Origin of the sequence: Paraburkholderia bryophila, assembly GCF_003269035.1 — a bacterium.
GTDB lineage: Bacteria > Pseudomonadota > Gammaproteobacteria > Burkholderiales > Burkholderiaceae > Paraburkholderia > Paraburkholderia bryophila.
On the sequence record NZ_QLTK01000001.1, the window covers coordinates 15,180 to 38,626 of the forward strand.

18 protein-coding genes are annotated in these 23,447 nt (G+C 64.2%); 11 read left to right on the forward strand and 7 right to left on the reverse strand.

Features of this window, described 5'->3' with window-relative positions; translation table 11 throughout:
- Positions 1 to 92 precede the first annotated feature (92 nt).
- Entirely contained in the window at positions 93 to 1,100 is a 1,008-nt protein-coding gene (locus BX591_RS00090) for a hypothetical protein (protein WP_146749705.1), read from the forward strand.
- 245 nt (positions 1,101 to 1,345) lie between these two features.
- Here the strand turns inward: BX591_RS00090 and BX591_RS00095 are convergent, their stop codons facing one another.
- Positions 1,346 to 2,080, reverse strand: a complete 735-nt coding sequence (locus BX591_RS00095) for an SDR family oxidoreductase (protein WP_244146917.1) — start codon at positions 2,078 to 2,080, stop codon at positions 1,346 to 1,348.
- A 111-nt stretch (positions 2,081 to 2,191) separates the two neighbouring features.
- Between BX591_RS00095 and BX591_RS00100 the strand changes: the two genes are divergently transcribed.
- Positions 2,192 to 3,088: a LysR family transcriptional regulator gene (locus BX591_RS00100; protein ID WP_111928745.1), complete on the forward strand. Its 897-nt coding sequence runs from the start codon at positions 2,192 to 2,194 to the stop codon at positions 3,086 to 3,088.
- Positions 3,089 to 3,112: 24 nt separating this feature from the next.
- On the opposite strand, the gene BX591_RS00105 is transcribed toward BX591_RS00100, so the two are convergent.
- The 3 genes from BX591_RS00105 to sauS all read right to left on the reverse strand — a co-directional run bounded on the left by BX591_RS00105 (position 3,113) and on the right by sauS (position 7,792).
- Positions 3,113 to 4,495 (reverse strand): MFS transporter, encoded by a 1,383-nt coding sequence (locus BX591_RS00105; RefSeq protein WP_111928746.1) that lies wholly within the window; start codon positions 4,493 to 4,495, stop codon positions 3,113 to 3,115.
- 136 nt (positions 4,496 to 4,631) lie between these two features.
- Entirely contained in the window at positions 4,632 to 6,350 is a 1,719-nt protein-coding gene (locus BX591_RS00110) for an AMP-binding protein (RefSeq protein WP_244146916.1), read from the reverse strand.
- Positions 6,347 to 7,792, reverse strand: a complete 1,446-nt coding sequence (gene sauS, locus BX591_RS00115) for an acylating sulfoacetaldehyde dehydrogenase (RefSeq protein ID WP_111928748.1) — start codon at positions 7,790 to 7,792, stop codon at positions 6,347 to 6,349. The genes BX591_RS00110 and sauS overlap by 4 nt, the downstream gene beginning before the upstream one ends.
- A gap of 204 nt (positions 7,793 to 7,996) precedes the next feature.
- On the opposite strand from sauS, the gene BX591_RS00120 reads away from it, so the two are divergent.
- Positions 7,997 to 8,761 carry an IclR family transcriptional regulator gene (locus tag BX591_RS00120; RefSeq protein ID WP_111928749.1) on the forward strand — a complete coding sequence of 255 codons (765 nt, stop codon included), beginning with the start codon at positions 7,997 to 7,999 and terminating at the stop codon, positions 8,759 to 8,761.
- 112 nt (positions 8,762 to 8,873) lie between these two features.
- On the opposite strand, the gene BX591_RS00125 is transcribed toward BX591_RS00120, so the two are convergent.
- Together BX591_RS00125 and BX591_RS00130 are read right to left on the reverse strand one after the other, a co-directional pair.
- Positions 8,874 to 10,181: an MFS transporter gene (locus BX591_RS00125; RefSeq protein ID WP_111928750.1), complete on the reverse strand. Its 1,308-nt coding sequence runs from the start codon at positions 10,179 to 10,181 to the stop codon at positions 8,874 to 8,876.
- Positions 10,182 to 10,415: 234 nt separating this feature from the next.
- Entirely contained in the window at positions 10,416 to 12,071 is a 1,656-nt protein-coding gene (locus BX591_RS00130) for a GMC family oxidoreductase (protein ID WP_111928751.1), read from the reverse strand.
- 223 nt (positions 12,072 to 12,294) lie between these two features.
- On the opposite strand from BX591_RS00130, the gene BX591_RS00135 reads away from it, so the two are divergent.
- The gene (locus BX591_RS00135; protein ID WP_111928752.1) at positions 12,295 to 13,131 is read left to right on the forward strand and encodes an IclR family transcriptional regulator; all 837 of its coding nucleotides are present in this window, start codon (positions 12,295 to 12,297) and stop codon (positions 13,129 to 13,131) included.
- A 139-nt stretch (positions 13,132 to 13,270) separates the two neighbouring features.
- Positions 13,271 to 14,023 carry an IclR family transcriptional regulator gene (locus tag BX591_RS00140; RefSeq protein WP_111929317.1) on the forward strand — a complete coding sequence of 251 codons (753 nt, stop codon included), beginning with the start codon at positions 13,271 to 13,273 and terminating at the stop codon, positions 14,021 to 14,023.
- 45 nt (positions 14,024 to 14,068) lie between these two features.
- Here the strand turns inward: BX591_RS00140 and pdxR are convergent, their stop codons facing one another.
- The gene (pdxR, locus tag BX591_RS00145; RefSeq protein WP_111928753.1) at positions 14,069 to 15,592 is read right to left on the reverse strand and encodes a MocR-like pyridoxine biosynthesis transcription factor PdxR; all 1,524 of its coding nucleotides are present in this window, start codon (positions 15,590 to 15,592) and stop codon (positions 14,069 to 14,071) included.
- Between the two features lie 183 nt (positions 15,593 to 15,775).
- Between pdxR and tauA the strand changes: the two genes are divergently transcribed.
- The 6 genes from tauA (at position 15,776) to BX591_RS00175 (ending at position 22,802) form a co-directional block, all read left to right on the forward strand.
- Positions 15,776 to 16,840: a taurine ABC transporter substrate-binding protein gene (gene tauA, locus BX591_RS00150; RefSeq protein ID WP_111928754.1), complete on the forward strand. Its 1,065-nt coding sequence runs from the start codon at positions 15,776 to 15,778 to the stop codon at positions 16,838 to 16,840.
- Between the two features lie 46 nt (positions 16,841 to 16,886).
- Entirely contained in the window at positions 16,887 to 17,702 is an 816-nt protein-coding gene (locus BX591_RS00155; protein ID WP_111928755.1) for a taurine ABC transporter ATP-binding protein, read from the forward strand.
- A complete protein-coding gene (locus BX591_RS00160) occupies positions 17,695 to 18,624 on the forward strand; it encodes an ABC transporter permease subunit (RefSeq protein ID WP_111928756.1) in 930 nt (309 codons plus the stop codon). The genes BX591_RS00155 and BX591_RS00160 overlap by 8 nt, the downstream gene beginning before the upstream one ends.
- A 188-nt stretch (positions 18,625 to 18,812) precedes the next feature.
- The gene (xsc, locus tag BX591_RS00165) at positions 18,813 to 20,645 is read left to right on the forward strand and encodes a sulfoacetaldehyde acetyltransferase (protein ID WP_176343044.1); all 1,833 of its coding nucleotides are present in this window, start codon (positions 18,813 to 18,815) and stop codon (positions 20,643 to 20,645) included.
- A 165-nt stretch (positions 20,646 to 20,810) separates the two neighbouring features.
- On the forward strand, positions 20,811 to 21,830 hold the full coding sequence (pta, locus tag BX591_RS00170) for a phosphate acetyltransferase (protein WP_111929319.1): 1,020 nt from the start codon (positions 20,811 to 20,813) through the stop codon (positions 21,828 to 21,830).
- 84 nt (positions 21,831 to 21,914) lie between these two features.
- The gene (locus BX591_RS00175; protein WP_111928757.1) at positions 21,915 to 22,802 is read left to right on the forward strand and encodes an SDR family oxidoreductase; all 888 of its coding nucleotides are present in this window, start codon (positions 21,915 to 21,917) and stop codon (positions 22,800 to 22,802) included.
- Positions 22,803 to 23,447: the final 645 nt, after the last annotated feature.

The following is a 23,447-nucleotide window of genomic DNA, read 5'->3' on the forward strand; positions in this document are numbered from 1 at the left end:
GAAATTTGACGAGCCACGCATTCGCCATGCCCTCTTTAGCGCACGATTCAAGCGGACCCACCAGCGTCAGGAAAACGGTGTTTTCATTCGTTGTGGACCGGCACCCCAAGTTCGCCTCCATGGGGTATCAACTGGCGCTATCTCTGCGCCAGCATAGCTGCGACAACCCGGCCGATATTCACGTCCAATTTACGGAAAGCGTACCGGACGAAGCCAGGCGTAGCTTCGAAGCGCTGGGCTGCACGACGCACCAGATCAAGCCATTCGGCGACGGTCGTTTCTGCAACAAGCTGGCGCAACTGGGCAATCTGAAGGGCCGCGACTTTTCAATTGTCGTCCTGCTCGATACCGACATGATCGCACTCGATGATCTACGCCCTCATCTCAGCAACACGGAGTTGACGGCCAAGGTCGTCGACGGTCCGAACCCGCCGCTGTCCGTATTGCGGCAGGTCGCCCGGCTTGCAGGAATGCGCGAAGAACCGCAACTGATCGAAGTCGATGCATCGAGCGGATTGGGGCTGGTGGCGAGTAGCGATGGCGGCAAGCGCGCCGCTCACGAGTCTCCGGACAAACGGGCTGGCCGCGCGTCCATGCCGGCGATGATTCATCTGTTGCGAAAGCCGCTCATGGCGTTGCGAGAGCGGGTGGGATCCACCAGGAGGCATGCCGGGCAGGATCTGACGTTCGTGGGGAATTGCAACGGTGGCATGTACGGCATCCCCAAACATCTGGTCGAGCAGGTCGACACGGCATGGCGGTATTGGGCGCTCTGGCTGTTGCAGAACATCGAACCGCTAAAGAAAGCCCGCAAGCAAACGCACGTTGACCAGGTGGCCATGTGGCTGGCGATCCACATGGGGCAGATTCCGTTCCGACACGCACCTTCGAACGCCAACTACTACCTGCATTTTGCAGGACCGCATAGGTGGTTCGATGAACGCAGCAGTATCGCGTTGCTTCACTACCATGACTCGGCGGTGGATACCGCGACGGGGCGCCTCAAGGCTCCGCCGGGAGCATCGGCCATGGAGCAAGCCGCCCTATCGGCAGCCAACGCTCAGATCGATCGGTCAGGAAGGTCTGTTGCGTGGGTTTAAGCGATCTTCGAGCGTCTCCTCATCAGCGAAGTCGACTCCTGAAGACGGCCAAATCCGCCCAGCTCGTCTAAGCCCTCTGACGTCCGTTCGCGGCCGACTACTGCGCGCGTATTGGCACCGTTGGCAACCCCAACTCGTGCAGAGTTCTCCTCTTGTGAGTCGGCCCATCTCTGCCTGAATTGTCAATGGCGAGCCTGGCTAACGGCAGTGCCTCAAACAGGCCGTCGACCCGAACAGCACCACTCTCAAACCAGCACGCCGCCGCCGTCCACCACGACGGTCTGTCCGGTGGCGTAGCGATTGGTCATCAGGTAAAGATAAGCGTGCGCGACATCGTTGGCCTCGGCCACATAGCCCACCGGCAAAGCGTCCCCACTCGCCGCAAAAAGCGCCTCGCGCTCGGCATCGGGCATATTGGCCCACAGCGGCGTGCGGACCAGCCCCGGGCTCACGAGGTTGACGCGAATGGGCGCCAACTCCACCGCCAGCGCCCGCACGAGGCCTTCCATGGCGCTACAGGCACTGGCAAGCGCCACCCAACCCCGCTGCGGGCGCAGGCTGGCGACACCTCCCGTCAGCACCACGGAGCCACCGGGACGCAGATACGGCGTGGCCTGTTTGACGGCCGCAATGGCACCGAAGACACGCACATCGAAAACCCGACGAACCGCGTCGAGATCCATCCCGGCGAGCGGCCCGGTTTGCAATGCATCGCCGGCGCTGTAAACCAGATGATCGAACGGCCCGATTCGTTCGAACAAGCCGCTCACGGCAGACTGCTCGTTCAGATCGACCGTGTATCCGCTGGCCCGCTCGCCCAGCCGGCTCACGGCCTCGGCAACGCGCTGACCACGCGATGAAACCACGATCACCGAGGCGCCCATTGCCAGCGCGGCATGCGCCGTGGCGAGGCCGATCCCCGAGGTGCCGCCCAACAGCACGACGCGTTGATCCCGAAGATTCATGTCTGCAAAAGTCATTGGAAAGTCCTTGCGAGCGGGTTGTGAGTGAAGCAAGGACACCAGTATTATTCTTTAGATAAAGTTGATAAACCCAACTTATCTTCGAGCACCTCTTAACAGGACTTGCGAATGGATCGATTTAGCAGCATGGCCATCTTCGCGCGCGTGGTCGAATCCGGCAGCTTCACCGCGGCGGCCGAAGGCAGCGGCATGACGCCGACCATGGTCGGCAACCACATCCGCGAGTTGGAGCGGCGCCTCAAAGGCCGGCTGCTGAATCGCACCACGCGACGTCAGAGTCTGACCGAACTCGGCAGGCGCTATCACGCGCGATGCCTCGAAATCCTGGCGCTGGTCGACTCTGCCGAACTCGACGCACGCGAGATGCAGAGCACGCCGCGTGGCCGGCTGCGGGTGAGCTGTCCTGTGATCTACGGCACGCGTGTGCTCGTCCCGGCGCTTGCCGCTTACCTCGACCGCTATCCCGATGTGCAGGTCGAGTTGTCACTCAACGATCGCTTTGTCGATCTGGCTGAAGACGGCTTCGACGCCGCCATTCGCGCCGGCGTGCTGCCGGACTCGGGTTTGATCGCACGGCCGCTGGCCTTTTCGCCGCGCATTGCCTGCGCATCGCCAAGCTATCTGGCGCGCCATGGGCATCCACAAGTGCCCGCCGATCTCGCCCAGCACAACTGCCTGGCTTTCATGGTCGCGACCGGTCCCGAACGCGAGTGGAGTTTTCCACGCCCCGACGGCAAGGGCGTGGAGCACATCCCGGTGCGGGGCCGCCTCGACGTCAACGGCGGTCTGGCGCTTCGCGAGGCCGCGCTCGCGGGATTGGGGATCATTTTCCAGCCTCAGATGATGCTGCAGGAAGATCTGGACACGGGCCGGCTCGTTCGTCTGTTTCCCGACCGGCCCGCGCAAACCTGGCCCATCCATCTGGTGCATTTGCCCGACGCGCATCTGCCGCCGAAGCTGGTGACTTTCATTGCTTTTCTCCAGGAAACGTTGGGGGCGCAATAAGCGCGCGCCCTCCGCTCCCGCTCCTTACTTCCACCACCGCAACGGCCGCCGCAAGTGATGCCGCTCCAACCGCACCGCCGGCCCCGCATGCAGAAACGCCGGCATGCCGTCGAGCGGCACACCGACCGCCCGTTCGCGTTCCTCGTCGGCCTCGACGGTCTTGCTGGTGTCGATGAACAGCGAGGCCAGCACACCGACCGCGAGCAGCCCCGCCGAGATCGTGAACGGCACGTTGTAACTGCCGGTCTTTTCGATCAGATAGCCGAACACGACCGGCGAGATCATCCCCGCCACGCCAAAACCGGTATTCATCATGCCACCGGCCGTGCCCGCATATTTACCGGCGATATCGAGCGGCAAGGTCCACAGCACCGGATTGGTAATCTCGAGGAAGAAGAACGACGCCGACAGGAACCACACGGCGGTGAGCGGATTCGTGGCGGACACCATCGGCACCAGAAACACCAGCGACCCGCCCATGCCGACCACCAGCACCGCGCAGCGCGCAAAGCGCAGGCGTCCGGTGATCTTGAAGAGCTTGTCCGACACCACGCCGCCGAGCGTATCGCCCACCACGCCCGCCAGCAGCGGCAACGCCGTGAACAGCGCCAGTTGCTTGAGATCGAAGCCGCGCGATTCGCGTAGATACGACGGCAGCCAGGTCAGATACACCCACAGCAGCCAGCCATAGCAGAAGTCGACGAAGGTCACGAGCCACATGCGCCGGATCAGTTTGCGCCACGGCGTCGCCGCGTGTTTCGCGCGGTCGCAGTCGCCGGCGCGGTAGCCGATTTCCGTGGTTTCCTCCGGTGTGATGCGACGGTTCTGTTCCGGCGAGTTCGTGAACACGAACAGGTAGAGCACCGTCCATGCGAGGCTGGCGATTCCAAGCAGAATGAACGCATCGCGCCAGCCACCGGTGGCCACCACCGCAAGCACGAGCGGCGGCGTGACGGCGCCGCCCAGGCGCGCGAAGCTGTGCGTGATGCCTTGCGCGAAGCCGCGCTCCGCAACCGGCATCCAGTAGGTGAACGCGCGCGTGGCGGTCGGAAACGCCCCGCCCTCGCCGATGCCGAGCGCGAAGCGCATCAGCACGAGCATGGTCACGCTACCTGCGAAGCCGGTGGCGAGCGTGGCCACGCCCCAGATCAGCGACAGCACGGTCAGCACCAGTTTCGGTCCGAACTTGTCGGCGAGCCAGCCGCCCACGATCTGCATCGCCGCGTACGGATACGCGAAGGCCGAAAACACCAGGCCGAGCTGCACCGTGGTGAGGCCCATCTCGTGACGGATCAGGGGACCGGCTACGGCGATGTTGACGCGATCGATGTATGAGATGAAGTACATCAAACACATGACCGCCAGGATGATATGGCGTGTTTTGATACGCCGGATGCGGGTTTCCATGCTGTCTCCATGCAACGTAGTTGCTGTCTTTTGTGTGTCGAGAGCGGTGTCGAGAGTGGCTTCGATAAACCGTCGTTCGATGCTGCCGTTCTGCTGTTACTGCTGGCGCGACGCGACGCCCTCGCGTCGACGTCGTTCACGTAGGCACCAGCTTCAATCGCTGCACCTTGCCCGAGGGCCCACGCGGCAATTCGTCGACGAAGCGGAATTCCTTCGGCGTCTTGTAGCGGCCGAGTTCGCGCAGGCAGTGCTCGCGGAGTTCGGCCGGGTCGGGCGCGGCGCGTCCGTCGTTCAGACGCGGCACCACGAAGGCGACGATGTCCTGCCCATACGCCGGGTCGGGCACGCCGACCGCTGCGGCATCGAGCACGCCCGGATGGCGCAGCAAGGCCTCGTCGATCTCGCGCGGCGCGATGTTTTCGCCGCCCTTGATGATCAATTCCTTCGCGCGGCCGTTGATGTAGAAGTAGCCGTCCGCGTCGCGATAACCGAGGTCGCCGGTGCGCAGCCAGCCATCGGCGGTGAACGCGGCGGCGGTTTCCTCGGGACGCTTGTAGTAACCGCCCATCACCTGTTCGCCGCGCAGAATCAGTTCGCCGCATTCGTCGGCGGCGCAGTCGCGCCCCTCGCGATCGATCACGCGCGCTTCGCCACCCGACGGCAGGCCAATGCTGCCGACCCGCCGCCGTGTCATCTCGTACGGGTTGCTGAACACGGGCGCGGCGGTTTCCGTCATCCCCATCGTTTCGATCACGCCGATGCCGAAGCGCGCCTCGAACGCGCGATGATGATCGGCCGGCAATGCCGCCGACGCGCTGCGGCAAAACTTGAGCGCCGCCAGGTCGTAGGTGCAGGTTTCGTCGGCATTGAGCAGATACGCGACGATGGTCGGCACCACGTTGATCCACGTACACGCATGCAACGCGACGTCGCGCCAGAATGTGCGCGCGGAAAAGCGCGGCGTCATCACCGCCGAGCCGCCATGAAACAGCGGCGCGAGCAGCGTCACCACCAGACCGTTGATGTGATAGAGCGGCAGCGATGCAAGCACGCGATCGTCCGCGTCCAGCCGGTGTTCGGCGGTGATGTTGCGTGCGTTCGCAAGCAGATTGCGGTGAGTCAGTAGCACGCCCTTGGGTGTGCCGGTAGTGCCCGAGGTGTACATGAGCAAGGCGACGTCGCCGGCGGCGGGTGCGGTCGGTGCGTCGGCGAGTGGTTCGGCGGCAAGCTGAGGGGTGCTGCGCTGTTTAAGCGGAATTGAAGTGGAGGCGGACGCTGAAGCCGAATCCGTCAGCCCTGCCCCGTGTGCCCCGGCTTCCACCAACGCAGGCTCGCATCGCATCAGCAACGGCGGCGCCGGATCGTCCGGCTCCGTTTCGATCACCGCGATACTGCGCGTCAGCCCTTCGGCGCGCAGACCGGCAAGCGCCGTTTCGATCGTGGCGTGCGTGTCGCGCGCGGCGAAGATCATCCGCGTATCCGAATGGCCGACGATATAGCGCACCTGTGACGGCTGGCACAACAGATTCAGCGGATTCGCCACCAGTCCGCTGTACATCGCGGCGAGCAGCAGCCTGGCGGTCTGGATGCCGTTGCCCATGAACACCGAAATCACGTCGCCCGGCTGCAGACCCGCCCCTCTGAAACGCGTCTCCAGCAGGCGGCAGTCGTCGCGTAACGCGCCGAACGTCAGCACGCTCGCGCGGCGCTCGGGGGCCACCGGTTCATCGTCGTCGAGTGCGGTCAGCAGAAACGGCTTGTCGGGGTACTGCGCGGCGCGCTCGTCGATCAGCGCGCGGAGCGTGGCGGGGGTGCTCGTTTGCGTGCTTGTTGGCATGTTCGTTGGCGTGCTCATCGACCGACCCTCGCGAAGAAATCGCCGAGCAGATCGTCCACGTCCGGCACCCGTTCTTCGATCGGGTACGCGACCCGTGTGGTGTTCAGGTAGTGGCGGAATCCCAGGTTGCCCGAGAAGTTGTTGCGGCCCCAGGTGCCGCAGCCCATCGAGAGCGAAAACGGCAGGCCGTTGTCGAAGTTGCCGCCGGTCGCGAGGCAATGCGCCTGATTCACGATCACGCGCGCCACCGGCAAACTCACGCCGAGTTGCACCGCTTGCGCGGCGTCGCTCGAATGCAGGCCGACCGAATGACCGGCGCCCATGTAGGCGTAGATGTCGCGCACCACGTCGGCGGCGGCGTCGAAATTCGCCGCGCGATACACGGTCAGCACCGGCGAGAGTTTTTCGCCGGAGAACGGATAGTCGCTACCGGCGCCGCTCTCCTCCACCATCAAAAACGTAGGATGCCGCTCGGCTATCTCGTCGAGACCCGCCACGCGCGCGATAACCTCGGCGGATTTCGCGGTGCAGTGTTCGGAAAGCTTGCCGTTGACCCACATTGCCGCCTGCAGGCGGGCTTTCTGCGCCGCGTCGAGCAGTACGCCGCCACACGTGGCCAGTTCGGCCAGCATCGGTGCATAGACGGCTTGTTCGATCACGACGCTGTTTTCGGACGAACAGCTGGTTGCGTTGTCGAAGGTCTTCGAGCGCAGGATTTTCTGCGCCGCGTCATGCAGATCCGCCGACGCCGTGACGATCGATGCGACGTTGCCCGCGCCTACCCCGAACGCGGGCGTGCCGCTCGCATACGCCATCCGCACGTTGGCCTGCGAGCCGGTGGCGACCACCAGATCGCACTGCCGCATCAGCGCGGCGGTCGCGGCCTTGCTGATCGGCGCGGGCAGCATTTGCACCAGATCGGGGTTAAGCCCGGCTTTGACAAACTGCGCGTGAATGAACCCGATCAGCAGCGCGCAAGAGGAATACCCTTTCGGGGACGGCGCAACGATTACCGCATTGCCGCATTTGAGTGCGTTGATGATCTTGTTGGCTGGCGTCGCGGCCGGGTTGGTCGACGGCGTGATCGCCGCGACCACGCCCACCGCGCGCGCGATCTCGACAATCCCGCTGGCGTCGTCGCGCGCGATCACGCCGGTGGTTTTCTGGCCGTGCAGATCGCGCAGCAAACCCAACGTCTTGCGATAGTTCTTGCGGAACTTGTCGTCCGCGTTGCCGAGGCCGGTGTCGCGCACCGAGAGATCGGCAAGCTGGCGGTTGCGCTGCGGCTCCATGATCGCCCACGCCGCTGCGGCCGCGGCGGTATCGAGCGCCACCTGCCCCGCGCTTTCGAAAACGCGCTGCGCCGCGCGCGCTTTCGCCACGAGTGCGGCAACCACGCGTTCGGCTTCGCCGTCGGTGGATTGGCCCGCGATTTCGGCTCCTGTGGCCCTGACGTTCATATCGGTGTGCTCCGGGTTGCGGTTTCGATTGCAGTGCTACCAATCTAGCCAGCGGCGCGGTGCCCACAGTCCCGTTTTTCGCGCTAAGCGTCGCAACGCATTCGCGCGCATCGGAAAGTGCGGAATTCGGTACTTTCCACAGTCCCGAAAACCGCTCGATCCGATGCAAAATCTGACTTATCGCCACGCGGGCAAGGAAGCGCAATGTCGACGTCGAATCAGTCGAATGCAGCGGCGGTGCGCGCGTTTCGCGTGCTCGAAACGCTGGCCGAAGCGGGCACGCCCCTGTCGATGACGGAACTCGTCAACGCGCTCGGCCTGCCGAAACAGACTGTCCACCGCATCCTCGTGCAACTGATGGACGCGTGGCTCGTCACGCGCGGCGCGGGCGACCGTCTGTACGAATGCTCGCCGCGCGTGCGGATGCTGGCCGTGAACGTGCTGATGCACGCCGGACCCGCCGCGGCGCGGCACGTTTTGCTGGAACAGCTGGTGGCGAAGATCGGCGAGACCTGCAATCTGACCATGCTGTCCGGCAACGACGTGGTCTACGTCGACCGCGTCGAAACCGAATGGCCGTTGCGGATGCATTTGCAGCCGGGCTCGCACGTGCCGCTGCATTGCTCGGCGAGCGGCAAACTGCTGCTGAGTTTTCTGCCGAAGGAGCGGCGCGAACGCGTGATCGAAACACTGCCGCTACGCGGCTATTCCGAGCGGACCATTACCGACCGCGACGCGTTGCGCAAGGAGTTGACCACCACGCGACGGCGCCTGCTCGCGATCAACAATCAGGAGCATCTGCAAGGGCTGATCGCGATTGCCGTGCCGGTCATGCTGGACCGCAATCGCGCGTGCGCGGCGATTGCGGTCCAGGCGCCGGTGGGCCGCGTCACGCTCGACGATCTGCTGGCCTTCGTGCCCGATCTGCGCTACGCGGCGGAGGAAACCGCGAAGACGTTTCGCGAGTGAGGTGTCGATAACTCACCGTGCGAGCGCGGCAGCGCGCACGCAAGAGCGGCGCGCTGCAACGTATAACAACACGCGCGCCGCGACGCACGTGCTACCTGAGCACGCCGACCTGTTACCGCGCGTGCACCACCGAATCGAACGCCCCCGCCCGTCTGCGCTCGATCGCACGCGCCGACAACGCCGACACCAGCGCCGAAAACAGCACATACGCGCAGACCGTCCACGGTTTGCCGCCGTTCAGCCGCATCAGGATCGTCGCGATGATCGGCGTGAGCCCGCTCGCGAAAATACCCGAGAACTGATACACGAACGAGATCCCCGTATAGCGGACTTTCGCGTCGAACAGTTCGGCGAACAGCGCGGCCTCCGGACCGTAGACCATCGCGTAGAAAATGCCGAACGGAATCACGATCGCGGTCCAGATCAGCAGCGTGTTGCCCGGCTGCATTTCGATCAGCCAGAAGGACGGAAACACCGACACGCCGCAAATCAGCGAACCCCAGAAATACACCTTCGCGCGGCCGATCCGGTCGGACAGACTGCCGAACAGCGGAATGAAGAAGCACATCACCGCGGCTGCGATCATCACCCCGAGCAATGCGTCGGTGCGGCTCATCGCGACGTGCTGCGTGAGGTAACCGATCGAAAACACCGCGAAGATATTGAAGAACACACCGTCGATATACCGTGCGCCCATGCCGAGCAGCACCTCGCTGCGGTAGCGCGTGATCATGTCGACGAACGGAATTTTCGCTTCCCGGCCACCGCGTTTGAGGGCGATAAATTCCGGCGTCTCCATCACTTTCGCGCGAATGTACAGACCGATCACCACGAGCCCCAGCGACGCGCCGAAGGCGATCCGCCAGCCCCACGACAGAAACGCCGTTTCGGGCAGCAGGCGCGACAGACTCGCGACCATTCCCGACGCGAGACACAGGCCGATCGACAAGCCGATTTGCGGCAAGCTCGCGTAGAGCCCGCGCTTTTCGGGCGGCGCGTATTCATACGCCATCAACACCGCGCCGCCCCATTCGCCGCCGAGACCGATGCCCTGCAACACGCGCAGCGACAACAGCAGAATCGGCGCCCAGATGCCGATCTGCGCATAGGTCGGCACGAACGCGACGCCGGCCGTGGAAATCCCCATGATGATCAGCGTCAGGATCAGCGCCGACTTGCGGCCGATCCGGTCGCCGAAGTGACCGAACAGCACGCCGCCCAGCGGCCGCGTGACGAAGCCGACCGCAAAGGTCGAATACGCGAGCAGCGTGGACACGAGCGGATCGCTGGCGGGGAAATAGAGCTTGTTGAAGACGATGCCGGCGACCACGCCGTAGAGGAAAAAGTCATACCATTCGACGGTCGCGCCGATCACGCTGGCGAGGGCTACGCGCCGGATAGTACGGGGATCGATTGCCATAGCAGTTGCTCCTCAATGGACGGCCATGCCGCGTGCGCTTACCCTTCGTGCGTGCACGCGGCCGGACGAAAACCCCAGTTGTCTCCTCCGGGGGTGTTGTTGGCAGACGGCGAGCCGTGCGCGAATCGGCGAGCCCGCGACTGCGTTGCGCGGCACGTGTCGGCCGCGTCGTTTTTTGCACCTGCTGCGTTGCACCTGCCGTGTTGCTCCTGCACCTGCAAACCCTGCGAACCGCTAAGCCGCCACCTTCGCCGCCGGCGCCACCGCCGCGCCGCGATCGACCCCGCGCGCGTCGTCGAGAATCATGTCCGAGGCCTTCTCGGCCACCATCACGATCGGCACATTCGTGTTACCCGACACCAGCGTCGGCATGATCGAACAGTCGACCACGCGCAAACCCTGCGTGCCGTACACGCGCAAACGTTCGTCGACCACCGCGAGCGGATCGCCGGCCGTCCCCATCTTCGCTGTACCAGACGGATGGAAAATTGTCTGTCCATATTCGCGGCAGAACTCGAGCAATTCGTCGTCGGTCTGCGCGTCCGCACCGGGCCGCACTTCGCGCTTCATCAGGCCGGCCATCGGCTCGGCGGCCGCGACCCGGCGCGCGAAGCGCATCCCCGCGATCGTGGTGCGACGGTCGAAGTCGGTGTCGAGATAATTCGGCTGGATCGACGGGGCTTCACGCGGATCGGCGCTGCGAATCCGCACCGTGCCGCGCGATTCGGGGCGCAGTTGGCACACCGAGTAGGTGCAGCCGGGAAACGCGTGAACGTCGCCACCTGCCGAATCGGCCGAGAGCGTCGAGAAATGGAACTGGATATCCGGCGTCGCCGATTCCTGCGGCAACGCGCGGCAGAACATGCCGCCCTGGTTGATGCCGACGGCCAGCGGACCGCTACGCAATAGTGCCCATTGCAGGCCCATTCTGGCGCGCCCCGTCCATGATCGCAGTTGATCGTTCGTCGTGATCGGCTTGCTGACCTCATAGATCAGACGGATCTGCAGATGGTCCTGCAAATTGCCGCCGACCCCCGCACGATTCGCCACCACCGGGATACCGAACTCGCGCAGCAGCGCGGCCGGGCCGACGCCCGACAGTTGCAGCAATTGCGGCGACTGCAGCGCGCCGGCAGTCAGGATCACTTCGCGATTCGCGCGCACTTCGCGCAGTTCGCCGTGCTGCCGGTATTGCACGCCACAGGCCCGGGTGCCCTCGAACAGAATCTTCGAGGCCATCGCGTCCGTTTCGACATGCAGGTTTTTGCGTTGCCGCGCAGGCTTCAGATAAGCCACCGCCGTCGAACAGCGGAAGCCGCGACGAGTCGTCAACTGGTAGTAGCCGACGCCTTCCTGATCGCCCGTGTTGAAATCGTCGACGCGCGCTACGCCTAACGAATTGGATGCGGCGATAAACGCGTCGACCAGCTCATGCCGCTGCTTGATGGTGGAAGCCCACAGCGGACCGTCGACGCCGCGCGTCGGCCCTGTCCCGAGTTCGTTGTGTTCCAGCCGTTTGAAGTACGGCAGACACTCGTTCCAGCTCCAGCCACGGTTGCCGAGTCTCGCCCAGTGGTCGTAATCGTCTTTCTGGCCGCGCACGTAAATCAGGCCGTTGATCGAACTGCTGCCGCCGAGCGTGCGGCCGCGCGGCCAGTAAAGCCGGCGATTGTGCATGTTCGGATCGGGATCGGTATAGAAACCCCAGTTATAAACCGGGTGAAACATCGTCTTGCCATAACCAATCGGGATATGAATCCACATGAAGCGATCGGCCGGGCCCGCTTCGAGTAAACACACCGAGTAGCGGCCGCCTTCGGAAAGCCGGTTGGCGAGCACGCAGCCCGCTGAACCCGCGCCGACGACCACGAAGTCGAATCGATCTGCCATGTGACGTGTCTCCGATCACGCAACCTGAATTGCGAGCGTTTTATAAAAACCGGTATGTTTCGTTGAAATTTATGTTCAGCCGGTTTCTTGTTCAAGAAATTCCCGCTAAGATCGGCCCATGTGAAACAGAAACACGATTTTTTGTTTCAGTTCTCGCAATAGCCGCCCCGCAGCGCAACGGTCGCGGACGCCGGGCACTCCTCGATCGACAGCAAGGAAACGTATGCAGGCACCCTGCCCGTCCCCACGCAACGAACCCCAGGCCGAAGACTCACGGGCGTTGCGCGCGTTGGCGGTGCTCGAACAACTGGCGGCGGCGGGACAGCCGTATTCGCTGTCGCAACTGTCGCTGCGTCTGCACATTCCTAAAGCCACGCTGATGCGCCTGATCGAATCGCTCGAGGCGCAGGGCTATGTGACGCATCTGCCCGACTCGCGCGGCTCGGATCGCGGCATCACGCTAGGGCCGAAAGCGGCCCAACTCGCGCTCACCACGCTGGCCAACAACACCTTCGGGCGTGCCTGCCGCTCGCTGCTGCGCGCGCTGGTGGACGCGCTCGGCGAGACCTGCAACCTGACCGCGCTCGACCGCGACACCGTGCTGTATCTGGAGCGCGTGGAGACCGCCGAGCCGTTGCGCCTGCATCTGCAACCCGGCACCCGCGTGCCGCTGCACTGCACGGCCAGCGGCAAACTGTTTCTCGCGCAGATGCCGCCGGTCGAACGTCGCGCGATGCTGGCGCGGCTCACGCTCGAACGCAAAACCCAGAACACGCTGACGGAGACGAACCTGCTGGAAGCCGAACTCGACCGGCTCGCGGTGCGCGGTATCGGGATCGACAATGAAGAACTGGTGCGCGGCATGGTGGCGGTCGCGGTGCCGGTGCGCGACGCGAGCGGCACCCATCTGCTGGCGGCGCTGGCGATTCACGCGCCCACCGCGCGCGCGAGTCTGAGCGATCTGCTGAAGAGCGTGCCGCGGCTCAAGGAAGCGGCGTTGAAGCTCGCGCCGCTGTTGTCCGCCACGACCCCCATGGAGCACGCGAACCATGACCGCTGACGCGTTGCCAATGGGCGATCCATTCGATTCATTCAATCCCGGCGAACTGTCCGCCACCGCGAAAACCCCGCGCGCCAAGGCCGGGCCGCCTGAAACGGAACGGTACAATGACGCCGATCCATTTTCCGGAACGGCAGGCATGACCAAAGCGGATACCCCGACGCTGCGCGCCTTCGCGCTGCTCGAACACCTCGTCAATACCGACGGCCCGGTGTCGCTCGCCGACATCGCGCAAGACGTCGCGCTGCCCAAGGCGTCGCTGCATCGCATGCTCGCTTCGCTGGAGGCCGGCGGCCTGGTGATCCGCGAACCGGGGCAGAAGAACGCCTATGTGATCGGGCCGCGCCTCGCGCAACTCGCGTTGGGCGTGGTGATGCATCCCGGCACGCGGCGCTTGCGTCACGCGATCCTTGCGCGGCTGGTGGCCGATCTCGGCGAGACCTGCAACCTGACCATGTTGCATGAAACCGAGGTGCTCTATCTCGACCGGATGGAAGCGCCCTGGCCGTTGCGCCTCGATCTCAAACCGGGCTCGCATGTGCCCGCGTATTGCAGCGCGAGCGGCAAGCTGCTGTTGTCCATGCTGCCGCGCGAACAGCGCGCCGCGCTGGTGCGCGCGCTGAAGCTCGAACGCTTCACGCAGAACACGATTACCGATCCGGAGTTGCTCGAAGCGGAGCTCGACCGCACCGCGCACAAGCGCATCGCGATCGATAACGAAGAGTTTCTGGCCGGCATCGTGTGCGTCGCGGCGCCGGTGGTGGATGAGAACGGTGCCTGTATCGCGGCGATCGCCGTGCATGCGCCGGTGTCGCGCGCACCGCTCTCGCGGGCGCTGGAGTTTGTGCCGCGGCTTCAGGAAGCGGCCCGGGAACTCGCCACGACTTTCTGACGGGGTGTGAGGCGCAAATTGCGCGTGCGTGCCTGCGAGCCTGCATTAAGCGGGCTTCTGCTTACGCACTAACCCGGCCAGCAGGCGCACGCCTTCATCGATCTTCTCCAGTTTGATGGCCGAGAAGCCCATCCGGAAGCAATGCTTCTGCTCCAGGCCATCCATAAAGAACACGTCGCCCCGTTCGATCAGAATGCCATGCGCTTCGGCATCCGCGACGAGACGTTCGGCGTCGAGCCAGGGCGGCCCTTCCACCCAGCATGACGCGCCACCCGTCACCGGCAGATAGCGGGCTTCCGGCAGATACGCGTCGAGCGCGGCCATCAGCGCCAACGCACGCTCGCGGTACGCAAACGCCAGCCGGCGCAGCAGCGCATCGTGATGACCCAGCGACAGAAACGTCGCGAACGCGCGCTGAATATAGGCCGCCGGGTGACGCACCATGAGCCGCCGCAGCGCGCGCAATTCCAGCACCAGTTCGCGTGGTCCGACGATATAACCCAGCCGCAACCCCGGCGCGAACGTCTTCGACAGACTGCCGATATAGATCACGCGATCGGCCGTATCCAGGCTCTTGAGCGCCGGATGCGGCGTGCCCGAGAAGTTGTTCTCGCTTTCGTAGTCGTCTTCGATCAGCACGAAATCGTGCTGCTGCGCGAGTTCGAGCAGCGCATGACGGCGCTCGATCGGCATGGTCGCCGTGGTCGGGCACTGGTGGCTCGGCGTCACGTACACGTAGTCGCACTGCGCGAACAGGTGCGCCTCTTCGACGGGACGCACGCCGCCCGCATCGACCGGCAGCGGCACGAGACGCGCGTTGCGGTTCTCGAAGATGTTGCGCGCATCCGGATAGCCGGGGTTCTCGAAGCCCACCGTGGTGCGCTCGCGGGCCAGCAGATCCGCGACCAGATAAAGCGCCTGCTGGCAGCCGATCGTGATGACGATCTCGTCCGGCATCGCGAACACACCTCGCCTCGGCAGCACGCGCGTGCGGATCTGCTCGATCAGCGTGTCGTCGTCGCGGCCGATCAGATCGGGTGCCCAGTTGCGGATCTCCATGACCGAAAGCGCCTTCATGCAGCATTCCCGCCAGTCGTTGGTGGGAAACAGCGTCTGGTCGAATTGTCCGTAGATAAAGGGGTAGTCGTAGTTCTGCCAGTTGCCCGGCTTGACGATGTTGCGCTGCGCGGATGGCGGCCGCTGCACGCGCTGCGCCCAGTCGGGCCGCGCGTGCGCGTGTTCCTGCCCATTCGTCGCGACCGATTGCGTTTGCGTGAAACCGTGACGCCCTTCCAGCATCGCCGGATTGACGAAATGGCCGCTGCGCTCGCGCGAAATCAGATAGCCCTCCTCGACCAGCTGCTGATACGCCAGCACGACCGTATTGCGCGCGACACTCAATTGATCGGCCAGTTCGCGGCTCGACGGCAACGCGGTCTGCGGCGGCAACTGGCCGTCCAGAATCGCCGCCACCAGCATCCGCCGGATCTGCCCTTGCAGGCTCATGGTCGAGTCGCCCGGACGCTGAAAACGCTGCGTCCATAAGGCTGTCGCGGTACGGCTGGACATGCTTCCTCCTCAAATCACAGGGAGCCGGACGGATGTGGACTCAACGATCGCCGCCGTCTGGCACTAACTTGCTCCATTTTTTACTGACGATACTCGACTCACCCCGTCCAACGCGATCGGGACAAGCACGGTCGTGGCCACACGATCTTCCTGCTCCATCGGCAAGACCTTCTGAGACCTATTATGAAACGCCATAAAAACTCGACATCAAGGCCCTGGTTCCAATGGACGGCGCGCTGCGTGCTGTCGCTGCTGTGCGCCGCCGCGGCGGCCCTCGTGGCGACGCCCAGCCACGCGCAGGATCAGGACAAGGAAATCACCATCGCGTATCAGCAGATCGTCGATCCGTGGGTGGTCGCCATCGCAAACGGTTCGATCGAAAAAGCCACCGGCTACAAGATCAACTGGCGGCAATTCGAGTCGGGCGCGAAAGTGGCGACCGCCTTGGCCTCCGGCGACGTCAAGGTCGGCGTGATCGGTTCGAGCCCGCTCGCCGCTGCCGTCAGTCAGGGCCTCGACCTGCAACTGTTCTGGATTCTCGACAACATCAACCAGGCTGAAGCGATGGTGGTGCGCAACGGCGCCGGCATCACGAAGCCCGCCGATCTGAAGGGCAAGACCATCGGCGTGCCGTTCGTCTCCACCACCCACTATCACACCATGTTCGCGCTGCAGCACTGGGGCATCGATCCGTCCAGCGTGAAGATCCTGAACATGCAGCCTAACCAGATCGTCGCCGCCTGGGAGCGTGGCGATATCGACGCGGCCTACGTGTGGAATCCCGCGCTCGCCGAGCTGAAGAAAAGCGGCAAGGTGCTGATCACGTCGGGCGATCTGTCGAAGCTCGGCAAACCGACCTTCGACGGCATCGCGGTGGATCGTCAATGGGGCGAAGCGCATAAGGACTTCATGGCGAAGCTCGTCAAGGCCATCGCCGACGCCGATCAGCAGTACCGCGCCAATCCGGCGCAATGGAACGCGGGCTCGCCGCAAGCCGCGGCGATCGCGAAGATGATCGGCGGCACGGCCGCCGAGGTGCCGGACTCGCTGTCGCTGTACGCGTTCCCGACCCTGCAGGAGCAGGCCTCCGCGCAATGGCTCGGCGGCGGCGCCACGAGCCGCGCGGCGCAGGCGCTCAAGGACACCTCGGAATTTCTGAAGAGCCAGAAGCAGATCGGCACCGTGCTGCCCGATTACGCGAAGTTCGTGACGCCGGCTTATGCCGAAGCCGCGGCCAGACTCAAGTGACGTCGCCGTGGGCTTCAACAGGAATCGACGCGTTTCAGGAGGCAACATGGAAAACATGACAATCAGAAACGTCAGCGTGACGTTTCCAGGGCGTCGGCCCGGCCAGACCGTGCGGGCGCTCGACGACATCAATCTGACCATTCGCCCGGGCGATTTCGTGGTGGCGCTGGGCGCATCCGGCTGCGGCAAGACCACGTTGCTGTCGCTGATGGCCGGCTTCATCGCGCCGACCCAAGGCGAACTGCTGCTCGGCGGCGAGCCGATCGCGGGCCCCGGCGCGGATCGCGGTGTGGTGTTCCAGAAACACGCGCTGCTGCCGTGGCTCAACGTGATCGACAACGCCGAATTCGGTCTCAAGCTGCAGGGCGTGCCGCGTGCGGAGCGCCGCGAGATCGCGGTGCGCAACCTCGCACTGGTGGGCCTGCAGGACTTCCACAAGCACATGATCTATCAGCTCTCGGGTGGCATGCAGCAGCGCGTGGGGATTGCCCGCGCGCTGACCTGCGACCCGGCCATGCTGCTGATGGACGAACCGATGGCCGCGCTCGACGCCCTCACCCGCGAGACCATTCAGGAACTGCTGCTCGACGTCTGGAAGAAGACCGGCAAGATGTATTTCTTCATCACCCACAGCGTGGAGGAAGCCCTGTTTCTGGCAAGCCGCCTGATCGTGATGTCGCCGCGGCCCGGGCGCATCACGCACACCTACGAGCTGGATTTCAACCGCCGTTTTCTCGACACACGCGACGCCCGCGCGATCAAATCGAGTCCCGATTTCATCGCGATGCGCGAGCAGGTCCTCAACATCATTTACGGCGACGAGAAGCTGCACGCCGCCGAAGCCGGGGTGGCGCATGTTTAGTTCCAAATCCGCACAAGCCGTTCTGCGGCACGAGGTCTCGCCGATGGACCCCAACGCACCGATCGATTCGATCGAGCCACCTCGCCGGCCCGGCCGCAAAACCCGCGCGCTGGCGAAGAAACCCGCCCGCCCCGGCGACACCTTCGGCGTGCCGGGCCAGGGCAGCAGCGTCGTGACGAGTCTGATTACCGTGGCCGCGTTTCTCGGGCTCTGGTTCGCCGCGACCAACCTGCACTGGATCAAGCCGCTGTTCCTGCCGTCGCCGCAGGCGGTCTACGCGAAGTTCATCTTCGTCGCCACCGAAGGCTTCGCCAACTCGACGCTCGCGCAACACACCGGCGTGAGCCTGCTGCGTGTGTTCGGCGCATTCGCGCTGGCCTGCGTCACGGCGATTCCGGTCGGCGTGATGATGGGCGTGTCGCGGTTCGCGCGCGGCGCCTTCGACCCACCCATCGAGTTCTACCGGCCGCTGCCGCCGCTCGCGTATCTGCCGCTCATCATCATCTGGTTCGGTATCGGCGAATTTTCGAAAGTGCTGCTGATCTATCTGGCCATCTTCGCGCCGCTCGCCATCGCGGCGCGTGCCGGGGTGCGCTCGGTGTCGATCGAACAGATTCATGCCGCGTATTCGATGGGCGCCTCGCGCACCCAGGTGGTGCTGTACGTGATCCTGAAGTCGGCGATGCCGGAGATTTTCACCGGCATGCGGATCGGTATCGGCGTCGGCTGGACCACGCTGGTGGCCGCCGAAATGGTCGCGTCGACCAGCGGCCTCGGCTTCATGGTGCTCAATGCCGCGGAGTTTCTGGCGAGCGACGTCGTGATCATGGGGATCATCGTGATCGGCTTCTTCGCGCTCTGCTTCGACCTGCTGATGCGCTACCTCGAACGGGTGCTGGTGCCATGGAAAGGCCGGGTTTGACCGCACGGGCGGCGGCGCTCGTGGCGCGCTGCCGCATCGCCCGGCGCACTTCTGGAACATATTGGTACAAAACGTTCCACTTATTGGATTTTCAATTGACGCCCCGAAAAGCGTCCCCTACATTTTAGACACCAAGCATTTTTCGGTATTTTTTGTTCCACTTATCTTAAAGAGCCGGAGACACCCCCATGAGCGAACTGAATCCTTCCCCGCGTGACGCCAGCGCAGACCACCGCGCGAGCGGCCCGCAAGCCATGACGCCGTCCGAAGCCTTCGTCGAAACCCTGGCGGCCAATGGTGTGACCGACATGTTCGGCATCATGGGCTCGGCGTTCATGGACGCGATGGACATCTTCGCGCCCGCCGGCATCCGCCTGATTCCCGTGGTTCACGAGCAAGGCGCCGGTCATATGGCCGACGGTTATTCGCGTGTATCGGGCCGTCATGGCGTGGTGATCGGCCAGAACGGCCCGGGCATCAGCAACTGCGTCACGGCGATCGCGGCGGCCTACTGGGCGCATAGCCCGGTGGTGATCGTCACGCCGGAGGCCGGCACCATGGGTATCGGCCTGGGCGGCTTCCAGGAAGCCAAACAGCTGCCCATGTTCCAGGAGTTCACCAAGTACCAGGGCCACGTCACGCACCCGGCACGGATGGCGGAATTCACCGGCCGCTGCTTTGACCGCGCCATGGCGGAAATGGGCCCGACCCAGCTGAACATTCCGCGCGATTACTTCTACGGCCAGGTCAAGGTGGAGATTCCGCAACCGCAGCGGCTCGACCGCGGCGCCGGCGGCGATCAGCGTCTGGACGAAGCCGCCGAACTGCTCGCGCAGGCCAGGTTCCCCGTGATCATTTCCGGCGGCGGCGTGGTGATGGCCGACGCCGTCGAGGAATGCAAGGCACTCGCCGAGCGCCTCGGCGCGCCGGTGGTCAACAGCTATCTGCACAACGACTCGTTCCCGGCGAATCATCCGCTGTGGTGTGGTCCGCTCGGCTATCAGGGCTCCAAGGCGGCGATGAAGCTGCTGTCGCGCGCCGACGTGGTGATCGCGCTCGGCTCGCGGCTCGGGCCGTTCGGCACGCTGCCGCAGCACGGCATGGACTACTGGCCGACCCAGGCGAAGATCATTCAGATCGACGCCGATCACAAGATGCTCGGCCTCGTGAAGAAGATCTCGGTCGGCATCTGCGGCGATGCGAAGGCGGCCGCCGTCGCGCTGACGCAGCGCCTGGCCGATCGCAAGATTGCCTGCGACGCCACCCGCAACGAACGCGGCGATCAGATCGCATCGGAAAAAGCGGCGTGGGAAAAAGAACTCGACGAGTGGACCCACGAACGCGACCCGTACAGTCTCGACATGATCGAAGAGCAGAAACAGGAACGCACGCCGGGCGGCGGCACGTATCTGCATCCGCGCCAGGTGCTGCGCGAACTGGAAAAGGCCATGCCGGAAGACGTCATGGTCTCGACCGATATCGGCAACATCAACTCGGTGTCGAACAGTTACCTGCGCTTCAACAAACCGCGCAGCTTCTTCGCAGCGATGAGCTGGGGCAATTGCGGCTACGCGTTCCCGACGATCATCGGCGCGAAGGTCGCGGCACCGCACCGCCCTGCTATTTCGTATGCCGGCGACGGCGCGTGGGGCATGAGCATGATGGAAACCATGACCTGCGTGCGCCACAACATTCCGGTGACGGCCGTGGTGTTTCATAACCGTCAATGGGGTGCGGAGAAGAAGAACCAGGTGGACTTCTACAACCGCCGCTTCGTCGCCGGTGAACTGGACAACCAGAGCTTCGCGGAGATCGCGAAGGCGATGGGCGCCGAAGGAATCGTGGTGGATCGCCTCGAAGACGTGGGCCCCGCGTTGAAACGCGCCATCGATCTGCAGATGAATCACGGCAAGACCACGATCATCGAGATCATGTGCACCCGCGAACTGGGCGACCCGTTCCGCCGCGATGCGCTGTCCAAACCGGTGCGCATGCTCGACAAGTACAAGGACTACGTTTGAGCACGGCAGGCGTCTGAGCGGCGGCGGGCTCCGGTTTTCATCTTGTCGTTCGAGGCGGCCGGAGCCCGCCGTGCCTGCAGGCCGCCGCTTCGAACGCCGCTTGCGGCGTTCGTCTGCATGGCCGCTTCGCTGCGCGTTTTGCGGCCTCCGTCACCGGGCATTGCCATGAAAGCCATTCTTCGCATCATCGACCAGGCGCGCGCGTCGCCCATGCGGATCGTGCTGAGTGAAGCCGACGATCCACGCGTGCTGCAGGCCGCGCAGCGCGCGAGCCGTGAAGGCGTCGCGCGGATCGTGCTGGTGGGCGACGCCGCGCGCATTCGCGAGGCCGCCGCGAGCTTCGATATCGATCTGTCCGGTATGGAACTGGTCGACCCCGCAAGTTCCTCACACGCCGCTCCATATGCCGACGAACTGTTCGCGCTGCGCGGCAAGAAAGGCATGACGCTGGATCAGGCGCAACAGGAAATCCTCAAGCCGCTGTGCTTCGCGAACCTGATGGTGCGTCTCGGCGACGCCGACGGTTCCGTGTCCGGCGCGGTCAACACCACCGCCGACGTGGTGCGCACCGCGATTCAGGTGATCGGCATTGCGCCGTCGTTCAAACTCGTGTCGAGCTTCTTCCTGATGATGTTGTGCGAACCGTTCCATACGCTCAAGGGTGGGCTGATCTTTTCCGATTGCGCGCTCGTGGTCGAACCCGATGCCGAGCAGCTCGCCGAGATCGCGATTGCGGCGGCCGACAGCGGACGCAGCCTGCTGATGGATGAACCGCGTGTCGCCATGCTGTCGTTTTCGACCAGCGGCAGCGCGCATCATGCAGCGGTCGATAAAGTGGTCAACGCGACGCACATGGTGCAGGAACGTCGGCCGCATCTCATGATCGACGGCGACGTGCAGCTCGACGCCGCGATCGTCGCCGAAATCGCGCTGCGCAAGGTCAAGCATTCGCAGGTCGAGGGACACGCGAACGTGCTGGTGTTTCCGAGTCTCGAAGCGGGCAACATCGGCTATAAGCTGGCGGAGCGGATTGGCGGCGCGAAGGCGATTGGGCCGCTGTTGCAGGGCTTGCAGAAGCCGGCCAACGATCTCTCGCGCGGATGTAGCGCGGACGATATTTACTATGTGATCGCCGTGACGGCGGTGCAGGCCCAGGCGGCGCTCGCGCGCGCCGGATCCTGTTAGTCGGTTTACCATGATGAGCTCACCACTTATACGGAACGGGAAATGATCGGATAGTGAGCCGGTGACTAACACGGAGAGTTCACTATGCGTATTTTTCTGACGGGCGCGACGGGTTTCATCGGTTCGGCCCTCGTTCCCGAGCTCATCGCAGCGGGCCATCAGGTGATCGGCATGACGCGTTCTGACACGGGCGCGCGGGCGCTTGCCGATGCGGGCGCCGAAGTGCATCGCGGCACGCTCGAGGACACCGCGAGCTTGCGCGACGGCGCGGCGAAAGCGGATGCCGTCATCCACGCGGCCTTCGATCACGATTTCTCGAACTTCGTCGCGAACTGCGAAAAGGACCAGCGGGCCATCGCCGCACTCGCGTCCTCGCTCACCGGCTCGGATCGTCCGCTCCTCATCACGTCCGGGACGGGCATGGGCAGCGGCGAACACGGCGAGCCGGCGAGCGAAGACGTTTTCAATGCCCACCATCCGAATCCGCGAATTGCCACGGAACGGGCGGGCCATGCGCTGCTCGACGCCGGTATCAATGTGTCGGTCATGCGGCTGCCGCAAGTTCACAACCCCTTCAAACAAGGGCTGATCTCGCCACTGGTTGCCATCGCCCGGGAGAAAGGCGTGGTGGCCTATGTGGGCGAGGGACGCAATCGCTGGCCCGCGGGGCATCTTTCCGATGTCGCGCGTCTGTACCGGCTTGCGATCGAAAAGCGCGAGCCGGGGGCTCGTTATCATGCGGTCGGAGAAGAAGGCGTGAGTAGCCGCGAGATTGCCGCGTCGCTCGGACGCGGTCTGAACCTGCCGGTCGTTTCCATCTCGCAGGACGAAGCGGCGGCGCATTTCGGATGGATGGCGATGTTCGTCGGTCTGGATATGCCGGCTTCGAGCGCGTTGACGCAGGCGCGGCTGGGCTGGAAGCCGACGGGTCCGACGCTGATCAGCGATCTCGACCAGGCGCGATACGTGTAGCGGTTGCTAAGCGTCGAGCGTTGGACTTTGGACGTTGGCCGTTGAAGCAGCGCTGAGGGCTGCGCCGGGTTATCGCGTCAACAATCGCGCTATTGAGCCGGGCGGCCTATGCCGCCCGGTCCGTCGACGCAACCACGCAACCACCGCATGAGCGCGCCCTGCCCGTTCGCAGGCGCCCGGCGCTCACCGTCGTTTCGGCACCGCACTCGCACCGGCAAGCCCACAATCCATTGCCAACATACTGCTGCGTGATCAGTTGGCCGAAAACCTCGCCGCTTTTCAGCGCGGGCGAGCCGGGGCGCGAGCGCCACACACGCCGCTGCTCCCGGCAACCGCAATCCTGCACGTCACCACTCTCGACGCTCTGCAGCGCGGCCGTCACCTGGCCGCCGCACCGGCATTGCCACAGCCACGACTCCGCGCCGCGGTATTCGAGCGCGACGAGATCGCCGAAGGAGCGACCAGCGAGATCGCGACGCGGCGGAAAGGGCCATTGAGGCGGCAGAGGACGGCGGATACGTTTGTTCACACGGGGTAAATGGGCGCTATGTGGGATTGCTCACACTTTGTTTCAATTTGTTCCAACTGCCTACAGGCCCCGCCCAGCAAGGCTTGGCGGCTTGAAACGGACCTCGCGCGCCGTTG